The sequence below is a fragment of the Streptomyces venezuelae genome (genome assembly GCF_008642375.1).
Classification (GTDB): domain Bacteria; phylum Actinomycetota; class Actinomycetes; order Streptomycetales; family Streptomycetaceae; genus Streptomyces; species Streptomyces venezuelae_G.
This window is the reverse complement of sequence record NZ_CP029194.1, coordinates 2,378,587-2,392,531: the sequence shown is the minus strand read 5'-3', so window position 1 is coordinate 2,392,531 and position 13,945 is coordinate 2,378,587. Positions and strand designations below refer to the sequence as shown.

Annotated in this window: 5 protein-coding genes, 1 tRNA gene and 1 rRNA gene; 6 read left to right on the top strand and 1 reads right to left on the bottom strand. The window is 70.4% G+C overall.

Annotation, left to right across the window (positions count from 1 at the left end; translation table 11 throughout):
• Positions 1–44 precede the first annotated feature (44 nt).
• Positions 45–161, top strand: a 5S ribosomal RNA gene (gene rrf / locus DEJ46_RS10535).
• Between the two features lie 5 nt (positions 162–166).
• Positions 167–242, top strand: a tRNA-Thr gene (locus DEJ46_RS10530).
• 111 nt (positions 243–353) lie between these two features.
• On the opposite strand, the gene DEJ46_RS10525 is transcribed toward DEJ46_RS10530, so the two are convergent.
• Positions 354–2,999, bottom strand: a complete 2,646-nt coding sequence (locus DEJ46_RS10525; RefSeq protein WP_190622558.1) for a SpoIIE family protein phosphatase — start codon at positions 2,997–2,999, stop codon at positions 354–356.
• Between the two features lie 269 nt (positions 3,000–3,268).
• Between DEJ46_RS10525 and DEJ46_RS10520 the strand changes: the two genes are divergently transcribed.
• The 4 genes from DEJ46_RS10520 to DEJ46_RS10505 all read left to right on the top strand — a co-directional run bounded on the left by DEJ46_RS10520 (position 3,269) and on the right by DEJ46_RS10505 (position 13,850).
• On the top strand, positions 3,269–8,755 hold the full coding sequence (locus tag DEJ46_RS10520) for a HAMP domain-containing protein (RefSeq protein ID WP_190622556.1): 5,487 nt from the start codon (positions 3,269–3,271) through the stop codon (positions 8,753–8,755).
• A 294-nt stretch (positions 8,756–9,049) separates the two neighbouring features.
• Complete coding sequence (locus DEJ46_RS10515) at positions 9,050–9,724, top strand: two-component system response regulator (RefSeq protein ID WP_024758916.1); 675 nt, start codon at positions 9,050–9,052, stop codon at positions 9,722–9,724.
• 146 nt (positions 9,725–9,870) lie between these two features.
• Positions 9,871–12,696 carry a DNA translocase FtsK gene (locus DEJ46_RS10510; RefSeq protein WP_150265492.1) on the top strand — a complete coding sequence of 942 codons (2,826 nt, stop codon included), beginning with the start codon at positions 9,871–9,873 and terminating at the stop codon, positions 12,694–12,696.
• Positions 12,697–13,022: 326 nt separating this feature from the next.
• Positions 13,023–13,850, top strand: a complete 828-nt coding sequence (locus DEJ46_RS10505; protein WP_150265490.1) for a helix-turn-helix domain-containing protein — start codon at positions 13,023–13,025, stop codon at positions 13,848–13,850.
• The last annotated feature ends 95 nt before the right edge of the window (positions 13,851–13,945 follow it).

The window sequence follows — 13,945 nt, the reverse complement described above, 5'->3', positions numbered from 1 at the left end:
ACGCCCCCCTTCGGGTGGTGCGGCGGTTCATATCTTCATAGAGTTTCGGTGGTCATAGCGTTAGGGAAACGCCCGGTTACATTCCGAACCCGGAAGCTAAGCCTTTCAGCGCCGATGGTACTGCAGGGGGGACCCTGTGGGAGAGTAGGACGCCGCCGAACAACCCGCCCTTTTAGCTCAGTCGGTAGAGCGTCTCCATGGTAAGGAGAAGGTCAACGGTTCGATTCCGTTAAAGGGCTCCATCGAGAAGGCCCCCGCCAATGGCGGGGGCCTTTTTGCGTTGGTGGACTTCTGAGGAGCCGGAGGGCCGGAGCGATTGAAGACGGCCCCTTTTCAGGGGCCGCCTTCTTGTGTCAGCGGGGGTCCGGCTCTCGGAGGCGCATCGCCAGGATGGCCATGTCGTCGGAGGCCGGGGCGTGGGCGAAGCGTTCGACCGCGCGGAGGACGCGGGAGGCGACCGCGCCGGCCGTCAGGCCCGTACACGTCTTGAGGACTTCGGCGAGGCCGTCGTCGCCCAGCATGCGGGTGCCTTCGCGGCGCTCCGTCACCCCGTCCGTGACGCAGAGGAGGACATCGCCCGGGTCGAGCGTGATCGTCTGCTCGTAGAGTTCGAGGTCTTCCATCACTCCGAGGAGGGGCTGGGGTTCGGCCGCGGGGCTTACCGTGCCGTCCGGGCGGAGGCGCAGGGGCAAGGGGTGGCCGGCGCAGACGACCTTCAGGATCGCGGAGCCGTCCTCCTGCGGGCGCATCTCGCCGTAGAGCAGGGTGAGGAAGCGGCTCCGGGCGCCCTCGTCGAGGATCGCGGCGTTGAGCCGCTCCAGGACGGCGGGGCCGCCGAAGCCCTCGCGGGCCAGGAGGCGCAGGGCGTGGCGGGCCAGGCCGGTGACGGCCGCGGCTTCCGGGCCCGTGCCGCAGACGTCGCCGATGGCGAATCCGTACGCGCCGTCGCGGATCGGGAAGAGGTCGTAGAAGTCACCGCCGACCTCGTTGCCCTCGCCGGCCGCCCGGTAGATGACGTCGACCTCGACGCCGGGGATCACCGGGAGGCCGGGCGGGAGGAGGCTGCGCTGGAGGGACTGGCTGATCGCCACGCGCTCCGAGTACAGGCGGGCGTTGTCCAGGGCCAGGGCCGCTCGGCGCGAGAGGTCCTCGGCGAGCTCCAGGATCTCCTGGCGGAAGTGGTCCTCGGAGGGGCGGCCCAGGGTCAGCATGCCGATGACCCTGTTACGGGCGACCAGTGGCAGGACGACCGTCTCGCCGGCGACCGTGCTCGCGGTGGCCAGGGTGGTGTCGATGCCGGAGGAGAGCGGGCTCGTGGGGTGGTCGAGGGCGCGGACCGAGGCGGAGAGCGCCGCTCGGTGCGCCGCGTCGCCGGGGGCCGTCCAGACACGGGCGCCGGGTGTCGGCACCGGGTCGGGCGGCGCGATCGACGAGAGCAGGTCCTTGAGGCCGTCGATGCGGTCCTCGTCCTCGTGGAGCACGTACGAGAGGTACGGGTCCGAGGCCTGGTCGGCGATCGTGTAGACGGCGCACCAGGTGGCGAGGGTCGGGACCGTCATCTGGGCCATCAGGGCCAGGGTCTGGTCGCGGTCGAGGGTGCCGGCGAGGAGGTCGGAGGCCTCGACGAGGAAGCTGAGGGATCCGCGGCGGAGGCGTTCGAGCTCGCCGAGGCGGGCCGACTCGACCGCGAGGGCGATGCGGTCGGCGGCGAACTGGAGGCGGAGGGCCTCCTCGTTGGAATAGCGGTTCGGGGACTCCGCGGCCACGCCGAGGGAGCCGGTGAGCCGGCCCTCGACCTTGAGCGGGACGGTGACCACCGAGCGCATGCCCGTGGCTTCGAGCAGAGGGACGGCGCCGGGGACGGCGGCCAGGTCCTCGTGGACCGCGGGCATGCGGGCGGAGCCGTAGCGGCTGGCGCCGGTCTCGACCGGGACGCGGGCGAAGCGCTGGCGGGCGGCCGGGAGGCCGGTGGTCGCCCGTACCTCGAGCTCGGTCTCGTCGTCCGTGGCGAGGAGGAGGAAGGCGGCGTCGCCGTCGAGCATGTCGCGGGCGCGCTCGACCGTGCGCTGGAGGAGGCCGTCGAGGTCGTCGGGGGCGGGGGAGCCGATGAAGACCTCGAAGGGGTCCGCCGTGCGGCTCTCGGAGCCCGGTTCGGCGGCGGGGCGCTGCGGGGTCTGGAGGACGGCCCGCTCGTGTTCCCGTACGAGGAGGCAGACGGTGGAGGGTTCGCCCTGAGTGTCGCGGACCCGGAGGTGCGAGGCGTAGACGGGGACGACGCGGCCGTCGGCGCAGCGGATGCCGTAGCTGCCTTCCCAGCGGGAGAGGCGCAGGGCCTCGGCGAGGCCGGTGCCGATGCCGGGGGTGTGCGGCCAGGCGGCGAGGTCGCCGAGGGGCTTGCCGGTGACCTGGTCGGCCTCGTAACCGAAGAGCTCGGCGGCGTCCTCGTTCCAGGCGGTGACTGCTCCGCCGCGGTCGATCTGGGCGACGGCGACGCGGACGCGGGTCTCGGCGGCCGGGAGGAGGGCGTCGGGGAGGACGGGGCCGGCGGAGCGGGTGCCCACCGGGCGCTGGGGGAGGTCGAGGTGGAACCAGACGTGTTTGCGAGTCGGGGAGTAGTCGACGCCCCACCGGTGGGCGAGGGCCGCGCAGAGCAGCAGGCCCCGGCCGTTCTCGCGGTCGGGGTTGGCGAGGGCGCGGCCGCTCTGGACGGGGATCTCGCGCTCGGGGTACTGGTCGGCGACCTCGACGCGGATGCTGTCCTCGGAGCGAAGGCAGAGGACTTCGGCGGAGGTGCCGGCGTGGATGACGGCATTGGTGACGAGCTCGCTGGTCAGGACGACGGCGTCGTCGACCAGTTCGGAGTGTCCCCAGCCCTGGAGGGTGTCCCTGACGAACGCGCGGGCGGCCGCGACGGACCGCCCGACGGGCTCGAAACTGGCAGTCGCCCGCGCGGTGATCACAGCACTCCTCGTACGCGTTTCGACGCCCGGCTCTGCCATGCTCGGTCTGTCCCTCCCACTGCCCGGTGGTCGTGCGCGCACCACACCGCCCCCGCCGGGCGGACCGGGGCGGTTGGACAGCCGGATGCCAGGTTACTTACCTTCACTGTCCGCGCGGATGCCGGTCGTCGCAGTTTCCGTCCTCCGGAGGTGGGGACGCTGTGCGAAGCTGCCGAACTGTTATCGCCTGGTTCGGTTGCGGTGAAACACTGGGCAGGCTATCGGCGAGAGCCGGAAGCGTACGGTCGACCCCTTTCGGGAGGGACACGGTGGAGTCTGGCACGGCGGCGCGGCGTGGCGGCGGGAGCGGCACGCGCGCGAGGGGCGGGCGTCCTCGTGGGGGGACGGTCCAGGTGGACGAGGCGTCGTTGGAGCGGTTGCTGGCTGCGCTGGTGTCGATGCGGGACGGGAACTTCCGCAAGCGGCTCACGGTGTCCGGTGACGGGGTCATGGCGGAGATCTCCGCCGTGTTCAACGAGGTCGCGGACCGGCAGATGCACGTGACGGGGGAGTTGTCGCGGGTCCGGCGGGTCGTCGGGCGCGAGGGAAAGCTGTCCGAGCGTCTGGAGGCCGGGGCGACCGAGGGGGCGTGGGCCGCGGCGATCGAGGCCGCGAACGCGCTCGTCGACGATCTGGCCAGGCCCGTGTCCGAGGTGGGGCGGGTGCTTTCGGCGGTGGCCGAGGGTGACCTCGACCAGCGGATGGACCTGCGTTCGGAGGGTGCCGACGGAGGCGTACGGCCGCTGCGAGGGGAGTTCCTGAAGGTCGCGCGTACCGCCAACAACCTCGTCGACCAGCTGTCGGTCTTCGCGTCCGAGGTGACGAGGGTCGCCGTCGAGGTGGGTACGGACGGCAAGCTGGGCGGGCAGGCGCAGGTGCGTGGGGTGTCCGGTTCGTGGAAGGACCTCACGGACTCGGTCAACACCATGGCGAACCGGCTGACGGCCCAGGTGCGGGACATCGCGCTCGTGACGACGGCGGTCGCGGACGGTGATCTGTCGCAGAAGGTCACGGCGAACGTCGCCGGCGAGATGCTGGAGCTGAAGAACACCGTCAACCGGATGGTGGACCAGCTGTCGTCGTTCTCCTCCGAGGTCACGCGTGTGGCCCGTGAGGTGGGTACGGAGGGCGAGCTCGGCGGTCAGGCCGAGGTGGCCGGGGTCGCGGGTGTGTGGAAGGACCTCACCGATTCCGTCAACACGATGGCGGGAAATCTCACCAATCAGGTGAGAGGGATCGCCGAGGTGACGACGGCGGTCGCCAACGGCGACCTGTCGCAGAAGGTGCGGGTCTCCGCGCGCGGTGAGATCGCGCAGCTCGCGGACACGATCAACCAGATGACCGAGACGCTGCGGACGTTCGCCGACGAGGTGACCCGGGTGTCGGGCGAGGTCGGCGCGCAGGGTCTGCTGGGTGGTCAGGCGCAGGTGCCGGGCGCCGCGGGGACGTGGAAGGACCTGACCGACTCGGTCAACACCGTCTTCCGGAACATCACCACGCAGGTGCGGGACATCGCGCAGGTGACGACGGCGGTGGCCAACGGTGACCTGTCGCAGAAGGTCACGGTCGACGTGGCCGGCGAGATGCTGGAGCTGAAGAACACCGTCAACACCATGGTCGACCAGCTGTCGGCCTTCGGTTCCGAGGTGACCCGGGTCGCCCGGGAGGTCGGTGTCGAGGGTCTGCTGGGTGGTCAGGCCGAGGTGCCGGGCGCCGCGGGGACCTGGAAGGACCTCACGGACTCGGTGAACACGGCCTTCCGGAACCTGACGGGTCAGGTGCGGGACATCGCGCAGGTGACGACGGCGGTGGCCAACGGTGACCTGTCGCAGAAGGTCACGGTCGACGTGGCCGGCGAGATGCTGGAGCTGAAGAACACCGTCAACACCATGGTGTCGCAGCTCTCGTCCTTCGCGGACCAGGTGACGCGGATGGCGCGGGACGTGGGTACCGAGGGCCGGCTCGGCGGACAGGCGCGGGTGGACGGTGTCTCCGGCCGCTGGCGTGAGCTCACCGACTCCGTGAACTTCATGGCCGGCAACCTGACCTCGCAGGTGCGGCAGATCGCTCAGGTGACGACGGCGGTCGCCCGTGGTGACCTGTCGCAGAAGATCGACGTGGACGCCCGGGGCGAGATCCTGGAGCTGAAGAACACCATCAACACGATGGTCGACCAGCTCTCCGCCTTCGCGGACCAGGTGACCCGGGTCGCCCGCGAGGTGGGTACCGACGGCCGGCTCGGCGGGCAGGCGCAGGTGCCGGGTGTGGCCGGTGTGTGGCGTGATCTGACGGACTCGGTGAACGGCATGGCCGGGAACCTCACGACCCAGGTCCGTAACATCGCGCAGGTCGCCACGGCGGTCGCCCGCGGCGACCTGTCGCAGAAGATCGACGTGGACGCCCGGGGCGAGATCCTGGAGCTGAAGAACACCCTCAACACGATGGTGGACCAGCTCTCGAACTTCGCCGAGCAGGTGACACGCGTGGCCCGCGAGGTGGGCACCGAGGGCATCCTCGGTGGTCAGGCCGAGGTGCAGGGGGTCTCCGGCACCTGGAAGGACCTCACCCAGTCGGTGAACTTCATGGCGAACAACCTCACCATCCAGGTGCGGAACATCGCCGAGGTCACGACGGCGGTCGCCATGGGCGACCTCTCCAAGAAGATCACGGTCGACGCCCGGGGCGAGATCCTGGAGCTGGTCACGACCGTCAACACGATGGTCGACCAGCTGTCGAACTTCGCGGACGAGGTCACGCGCGTGGCCCGCGAGGTGGGTACGGAGGGCATCCTCGGCGGCCAGGCACGCGTACGCGGTGTCACGGGTACGTGGAAGGACCTCAGCGACAACGTGAACCTGATGGCCAACAACCTGACGAGTCAGGTGCGGAACATCTCCCGGGTCTCCGCGGCCGTCGCCAACGGCGATCTGACGAAGAAGGTGACGGTCGAGGCGCGCGGCGAGGTCGCCGAGCTCGCCGAGACCGTCAACACGATGGTGACGACCCTGTCGTCCTTCGCCGACGAGGTCACGCGTGTGGCCCGTGAGGTGGGTACGGAGGGCGAACTGGGCGGTCAGGCGCGGGTGCCGGGTGTCTCCGGCACCTGGAAGGACCTGACCGAGTCGGTGAACTCGATGGCCGACAACCTCACGGGCCAGGTGCGGCAGATCGCCGCCGTCACCACCGCCATCGCCAAGGGCGACCTGACCAAGAAGATCGACATCGACGCGCGCGGTGAGATCCAGGAGCTGAAGAACACCATCAACACGATGGTCGACCAGCTGTCGAACTTCGCCGAGGAGGTCACGCGTGTGGCCCGCGAGGTGGGCACCGACGGGCAGCTCGGCGGCCAGGCCCGGGTCCGGGACGTGGAGGGCACCTGGAGCGACCTCACCGAGTCCGTGAACGAGATGGCCGGGAACCTCACCCGGCAGGTGCGGGCCATCGCGGCCGTCGCCACCGCGGTGACCCGCGGCGACCTCAACGTCAAGATCGACGGTGTGGACGCGGCCGGTGAGATCCAGGCGCTCCAGGACAACATCAACACGATGATCGCCAACCTGCGCGACACCACTCTCGCCAACGACGAGCAGGACTGGCTCAAGAGCAACCTGGCCCGAATCTCCGGCCTCATGCAGGGCCGCCGGGACCTCGACGACGTCGCCTCGCTCATCATGAGCGAGCTGACGCCGGTGGTCTCGGCGCAGCACGGTGCCTTCTTCGTCGCCATGCCGACCGGTCACGCCCACAGCGACGCCGAACTCGTCGGTGAGGGCGACGGCTCGTACGAGCTGCGGATGCGCGGGAGTTACGGATACTCCACCGGGTCCATGCCGACCTCGTTCCGCCCCGGCGAGACGCTGATCGGGACGGCCGCCGAGGAGAAGCGGACCATCCAGGTCAACGTGCCGCCGGGCTACCTGAAGATCTCCTCGGGGCTCGGGGAGGCCTCGCCCGCGCACGTGATCGTGCTTCCGGTGCTCTTCGAGGGCAAGGTCCTCGGTGTGATCGAGCTGGCGTCGTTCCAGCCGTTCGCGCAGATCCAGCGTGACTTCCTCAACCAGATCGCCGAGTTGATCGCGACCACCGTCAACACCATCAGCGTCAACACCAAGACCGAGGTGCTGCTCCAGCAGTCGCAGGAGCTCACGGAGCAGCTGAAGGAGCGCTCGGCCGAGCTGGAGCACCGGCAGAAGGAGCTCCAGGGCTCCAACCTGGAGCTGGAGGAGAAGGCGGAGCTGCTCGCCCGGCAGAACCGCGACATCGAGGTGAAGAACACCGAGATCGAGGAGGCCCGGCAGGTCCTGGAGGAGCGTGCCGAGCAGCTCGCCGTCTCCATGCGGTACAAGTCGGAGTTCCTGGCGAACATGTCGCACGAGCTGCGCACCCCGCTCAACTCGCTGCTGATCCTCGCCAAGTTGCTCGCGGACAACGCCGAGACCAATCTGACGCCGAAGCAGGTCGAGTTCGCCGAGACCATCCACGGCGCCGGTTCGGACCTGCTCCAGCTGATCAACGACATCCTCGACCTGTCGAAGGTCGAGGCGGGCAAGATGGACGTCTCGCCGACCCGGATCGCTCTCGTCCAGCTCGTCGACTACGTGGAGGCCACCTTCCGGCCGCTCACGGCGGAGAAGGGGCTCGACTTCTCGGTGCGGGTCTCGCCCGAACTGCCGGCCACGCTCCACACCGACGAGCAGCGCCTGCTGCAGGTGCTGCGCAACCTCCTCTCCAACGCGGTGAAGTTCACCGACTCCGGCGCGGTGGAGCTGGTGATCCGTCCGGCCAACGCGGATGTGCCGCAGTCGATCCGCGAGCAGCTCCTGGAGGCGGGTTCGCTGCGCGACCCGGAGGCCGATCTGATCGCGTTCTCCGTCACGGACACCGGGATCGGGATCGCGGCGAGCAAGATGCGGGTCATCTTCGAGGCGTTCAAGCAGGCCGACGGTACGACCAGCCGGAAGTACGGCGGTACGGGTCTGGGGCTCTCGATCAGCCGGGAGATCGCGCGGCTGCTCGGCGGCGAGATCTTCGCGGCGAGCGAGTCGGGCCGCGGTTCGACGTTCACGCTCTATCTGCCGCTGAGCCCGACGGAGCTGCCGTCGCACGGGTACGGGCAGGGGGCGTCGGACGCCGAGGACGCGCAGCAGGGTGCCGAGGAGGGGGCGGCCGGGGCCGTGCACGCGTTCCCGCACTTCCCGCCTGCGCCCGTACGGACCGAGGCGCGGTCCGGGGCCGGGGCGCTGTTCCGGCACCGGCGGAAGGCAGCGGCGGAGGCGACCGGGGCGCGGACGGCCGTACCGGGGCAGTCCGGTCAGCAGGGTGCCGTGGACCGGACGGAGCCGGAGGCGGAGGTCGAGCCCCGGCGCACCTTCAACTTCTCGGGCGAGCGGGTGCTCATCGTGGACGACGACATCCGTAACGTCTTCGCGCTCACGAGCGTCCTGGAGCAGCACGGGCTCGCGGTGCTGTACGCGGAGAACGGGCGCGAGGGGATCGAGGTCCTGGAGCAGCACGACGACGTGACGGTCGTGCTGATGGACATCATGATGCCGGAGATGGACGGGTACGCGACGACGACCGCGATCCGGCGGATGCCGCAGTTCGCGGGGCTGCCGATCATCGCTCTGACGGCGAAGGCCATGAAGGGCGACCGGGAGAAGGCGATCGAGTCGGGTGCCTCGGACTATGTGACGAAGCCGGTGGACCCCGACCATCTGCTGTCCGTCATGGAGCAGTGGATGCGGGGGGAGTGAATCCGGTCCGGGGGCCCGCGCGACATGTCGCGCGGGCCCCCGGGCTTCGCTGACGGACTGTCGCCATGGGGGTGTGAGAGGGCGGGATACGGGGAACCTTCTGGTCTCCCACCGCGTTTCTGCTACGTGCACAGTGACATCGCGGTGACAGGGTGTGGCGACGGGCGGGGTGCGGCTACGATGACCGGCACAAGGACGGACGGCGCTAGGGAGTCGTCTTCTGGGGCGGCGCCCGGTGCTTCCCCCGGTCACGGGACCAGGGGAGAGCCGTTGCCGGGGCGAGGAGGACGGGGCATGGTGCAGAAGGCCAAGATCCTCCTGGTCGATGACCGGCCGGAGAATCTGCTGGCGCTGGAGGCCATTCTCTCCGCGCTCGATCAGACGCTGGTGCGGGCATCGTCCGGGGAGGAAGCGCTCAAGGCGCTGCTGACGGACGACTTCGCGGTCATCCTGCTGGACGTCCAGATGCCGGGTATGGACGGTTTCGAGACGGCCGCGCACATCAAGCGGCGCGAGCGGACGCGGGACATCCCGATCATCTTCCTCACTGCCATCAACCACGGCCCCCACCACACCTTCCGGGGGTACGCGGCGGGGGCGGTCGACTACATCTCGAAGCCGTTCGACCCGTGGGTGCTGCGCGCCAAGGTCTCCGTCTTCGTCGAGCTCTACATGAAGAACTGCAAGCTGCGCGAGCAGGCCGCCCTGCTGCGGCTGCAGTTGGAGGGCGGTGGCGAGGGCGGCCACGGCAAGGAGTCCGCCGGGCTGCTCGCCGAGCTCTCCGCCCGCCTCGCCGCCGTCGAGGAGCAGGCGGAGGCGCTGTCGAAGCAGCTCGACGACGACTCCGCCGACGCGGCGGCGGTCGCCACCGCCGCCCACCTGGAGCGCAAGCTCACGGGGCTGCGGCGCGCCCTGGACGCCCTGGAGCCGGGTACGGGCGCCGCGCCGACGCTGCCCGCCCAGACCTGACGTACCGTCACGACGAATGGTGTGCCGTGACCCCGCGTCAGCTCCGGTCCCCGGCAGGGATGACACGATCGGGTGAGACGGACACCCGTCCGGTCAACGGCGGGTGAGAGCGGACAGCCCGTCCCCTCACCGGTAACCTCAGCATCATGGCTTCACGTACGTCCGGCAAGGGTTCTCAGGGCACGGCGGGCGCCGCAAAGCCGCGCGCCGGCCGGACGACGGCCGCCGCGAAGAAGGCGGCGCCCGCGAAGGCGCCGGCCAAGCCGCCCGCCAAACCCGCGAAGAAGGCGACGGCCAAGAAGGCGGCGCCGTCCAAGCGCGCGCCCGCGCGGAAGACCGCCGCGAAGAAGGCCCCGCCCCGCCCGGCACCGTCCCCCACCGGAGGCGTGTACCGGCTCGCCCGTGGTGTCTGGCTGGGCCTCGCCCACGCGATCGGGGCGATGTTCCGGGGGATAGGGCGGGGCGCCAAGGGCCTGGACCCCGCCCACCGCAAGGACGGGCTCGCGCTGCTGCTGCTCGGCATCGCGCTGATCGTCGCCGCGGGCACCTGGTCCAATCTGCGCGGACCGGTCGGCGACCTCGTCGAGATGCTGGTCACCGGGGCCTTCGGCCGGCTCGACCTGCTGGTGCCGCTGCTCCTCGGCGCGATCGGGGTCCGGGTGATCCTCTACCCCGAGAAGCCCGAGGCCAACGGCCGGATCGTGATCGGGCTCTCCGCCCTCGTCATCGGCGTCCTCGGCCAGGTCCACATCGCCTGCGGCTCGCCCGGCCGCGGCGACGGCACCGAGGCCATGCAGGACGCGGGCGGCCTCATCGGCTGGGCCGCGTCCCAGCCCCTCGTCTTCATGATGGGCGAGGTCCTCGCCGTACCGATGCTGGTGCTGCTCACCATCTTCGGGCTGCTCGTCGTCACCGCCACCCCGGTCAACGCCATCCCGCAGCGGCTGCGCGCCCTCGGCGCCAGGCTCGGCCTCGTCGAACCCGCCGACGACCCGGCGGAGGCCGAGGGATACGAGCGGTACGAAGGGTCCGACGCATACGACGAGGAGTGGCGCGAGGCCCCGCCGCGGACCGCCCGGCCCGTCCGGCGCCGGGCGACCGGCCCGGCGGAGCCGTACGACGTGGACCGGGCCGAGGCCGAGCTCCTGGAGCGGCGCGCCGGCCGTGCCCCGCGCAGCGCCGCGCCCGAGCCCTTCGACCACGGCATGGACCCGGTGGACATCGCCGCGGCCGCGGCGGCCGCGCTCGACGGCGCCGTGCTCAACGGCATGCCGCCCTCCCCGATCGTCGCCGATCTGACCAGGGACGTCACCGCCGAGCGGGACGCCGCCCTGGCCGCCGACGCGGAGACCTCCGGGCCCGTCGCCCCGGCGGCGCCCGTGCCGGGGGCGCGTGGGGGCGACAAGCGGTCGGGCGGGGGCGTACCCGACCTGACGAAGCCCGCGCCCGAGCCGACCGATCTGCCGCCCCGCGCCGAGCAGCTGCAGCTGGCCGGCGACATCACGTACGCGCTGCCGTCGATGGACCTGCTGGAGCGCGGCGGGCCCGGCAAGACCCGGAGCGCGGCCAACGACCTCGTCGTGGAATCGCTCTCCAACGTCTTCACCGAGTTCAAGGTCGACGCGGCCGTCACCGGCTTCACCCGCGGTCCGACGGTCACGCGGTACGAGGTCGAGCTCGGCCCCGCCGTGAAGGTCGAGAAGATCACGGCCCTGACCAAGAACATCGCGTACGCCGTGGCCTCGCCGGACGTCCGGATCATCTCGCCGATCCCCGGCAAGTCCGCCGTCGGCATCGAGATCCCGAACAGCGACCGCGAGATGGTCAACCTCGGGGACGTGCTGCGGCTCGCGGACGCGGCGGGCGACGACCACCCGATGCTGGTGGCGCTCGGCAAGGACGTCGAGGGCGGCTACGTGATGGCCAACCTGGCGAAGATGCCGCACATCCTGGTCGCCGGCGCCACGGGCTCCGGCAAGTCCTCCTGCATCAACTGCCTCATCACCTCGGTGATGATAAGAGCGACGCCCGAGGACGTCCGGATGGTGCTCGTCGACCCCAAGCGGGTCGAGCTCACCGCCTACGAGGGCATCCCGCACCTGATCACCCCGATCATCACCAACCCCAAGCGGGCCGCCGAGGCCCTCCAGTGGGTGGTGAAGGAGATGGACCTCCGCTACGACGACCTGGCCGCCTTCGGCTTCCGGCACATCGACGACTTCAACCAGGCCATCCGGGACGGGAAGATCAAGCTGCCCGAGGGCAGTCAGCGCGAGCTCAACCCCTACCCGTACCTCCTGGTGATCGTCGACGAGCTCGCCGACCTGATGATGGTCGCGCCGAGGGACGTCGAGGACTCGATCGTGCGCATCACCCAGTTGGCCCGCGCCGCGGGCATTCATCTCGTCCTCGCCACCCAGCGGCCGTCCGTGGACGTCGTCACCGGCCTGATCAAGGCGAACGTGCCCTCGCGGCTGGCCTTCGCCACCTCCTCGCTCGCCGACAGCCGGGTCATCCTGGACCAGCCCGGCGCCGAGAAGCTCATCGGGAAGGGTGACGGACTGTTCCTGCCGATGGGCGCCAACAAGCCCGTCCGTATGCAGGGTGCCTTCGTCACCGAGCACGAGGTCGCGGCCGTCGTGCAGCACTGCAAGGACCAGATGACGCCCGTCTTCCGGGAGGACGTCACCGTCGGCACCAAGCAGAAGAAGGAGATCGACGAGGACATCGGCGACGACCTCGACCTGCTGTGCCAGGCCGCCGAACTCGTCGTCTCGACGCAGTTCGGCTCCACGTCGATGCTCCAGCGCAAGCTGCGCGTCGGCTTCGCGAAGGCCGGCCGGCTGATGGACCTGATGGAGTCGCGGAACATCGTCGGACCGAGCGAGGGCTCCAAGGCGCGTGACGTGCTGGTGAAGCCGGACGAGCTGGACGGGGTTCTCGCCGTGATCCGGGGTGAGTCGGGGGTGTAGCGGAGAGGCGACCGGGTAGGCGGTCGGCATCGGAGAGGTCGGTCGCCGGCCGCGTACCCCCGGTCGTCACTCGTTTCACCCGCGTCCTCGACCGACGCCTTCGTGCCCGGGCGGCACCGCCGTACCCGATCGAGACCGGGCCGAGACTCACTCGTAAGGGAACGGGGGCAACCGTTTCCCCTGGCCGTACGTCAAGTTGGACGGTGGGACAGATGGATGTCCCAGCCTCATGGCGTACAAACAGCACCCGCCCGGTTGCCCCACCCTTTCGTACCACCCATAGACTGAACGTCCAGCAGGTGGCTACACGCTCGAAAGGCGCTCTCGTGTCCATCGGCAACTCCCCCGAAGACGACCGGACGTTCCCGGCAGACGACCGGGACTCGATCGGTCGCGCTCTCCAGCAGGCCCGAATCGCCGCCGGTCTCACCGTCGAAGAGGTCAGTGCCTCCACCCGTGTCCGGATCCCGATCGTGCACGCGATCGAGGAGGACGACTTCTCGCGCTGCGGCGGCGACGTCTATGCCCGCGGGCACATCCGCACCCTCGCCCGCGCCGTCGGTCTCGATCCGGCCGATCTGATCGAGCAGTACGACGCCGCCCACGGCGGCCGCCCCGCGCCCACCCCCGCCGCCCCGCTCTTCGAGGCGGAACGTATCCGCCCCGAGCCGCGGCGGCCCAACTGGACCGCCGCGATGGTCGCGGCGATCGTCGCCGTCGTCGGCTTCGTCGGTTTCACGATGTTCGACGGGAACGACGCACCCAAGGGCACCACGACCGCCGACGGCGGTCCGGCCCCGGCACCGGAGAAGGCGACCGCCGCCGCCAAGCCGAAGCCGGTCAAGCCGGTGGCCCCCAAGCCCAGCGAGAGCGCGATCGCCGCGGTCCCGCAGGACAAGGTCACGGTCAAGCTCACCGCCGTCGACGGCAAGAGCTGGATCTCGGCCAAGGCCGAGGACGGCAAGCTGCTCTTCGACGGTCTCCTCCTGGAGGGCGAGTCCAAGACCTTCCAGGACGACGAGCGCGTCGACCTGGTCCTCGGTAACGCCGGCGCCATCGAGCTCTACGTCAACGGCAAGAAGGTCGAAGAGAAGTTCGAATCCGGTCAGGTCGAGCGGCTCACCTACACCAAGGGCGACCCTGAGGCCGGATGATCCGTCCGGACCCGGCGGATCCCGCGCCGTGACCACGGTGATGTGACCTCTGTCGCGCAGGTGAACCCTGCGCGACGGGGGAACGGCCGGGACGA

Bases quoted from the DNA above. Each gene is read 5' to 3' on its own strand.
- DEJ46_RS10510 (WP_150265492.1), top strand. From the start codon at position 9,871: ATGGCTTCACGTACGTCCGGCAAGGGTTCTCAGGGCACGGCGGGCGCC.
- DEJ46_RS10525 (WP_190622558.1), bottom strand. From the start codon at position 2,999: ATGGCAGAGCCGGGCGTCGAAACGCGTACGAGGAGTGCTGTGATCACC.
- DEJ46_RS10515 (WP_024758916.1), top strand. From the start codon at position 9,050: ATGGTGCAGAAGGCCAAGATCCTCCTGGTCGATGACCGGCCGGAGAAT.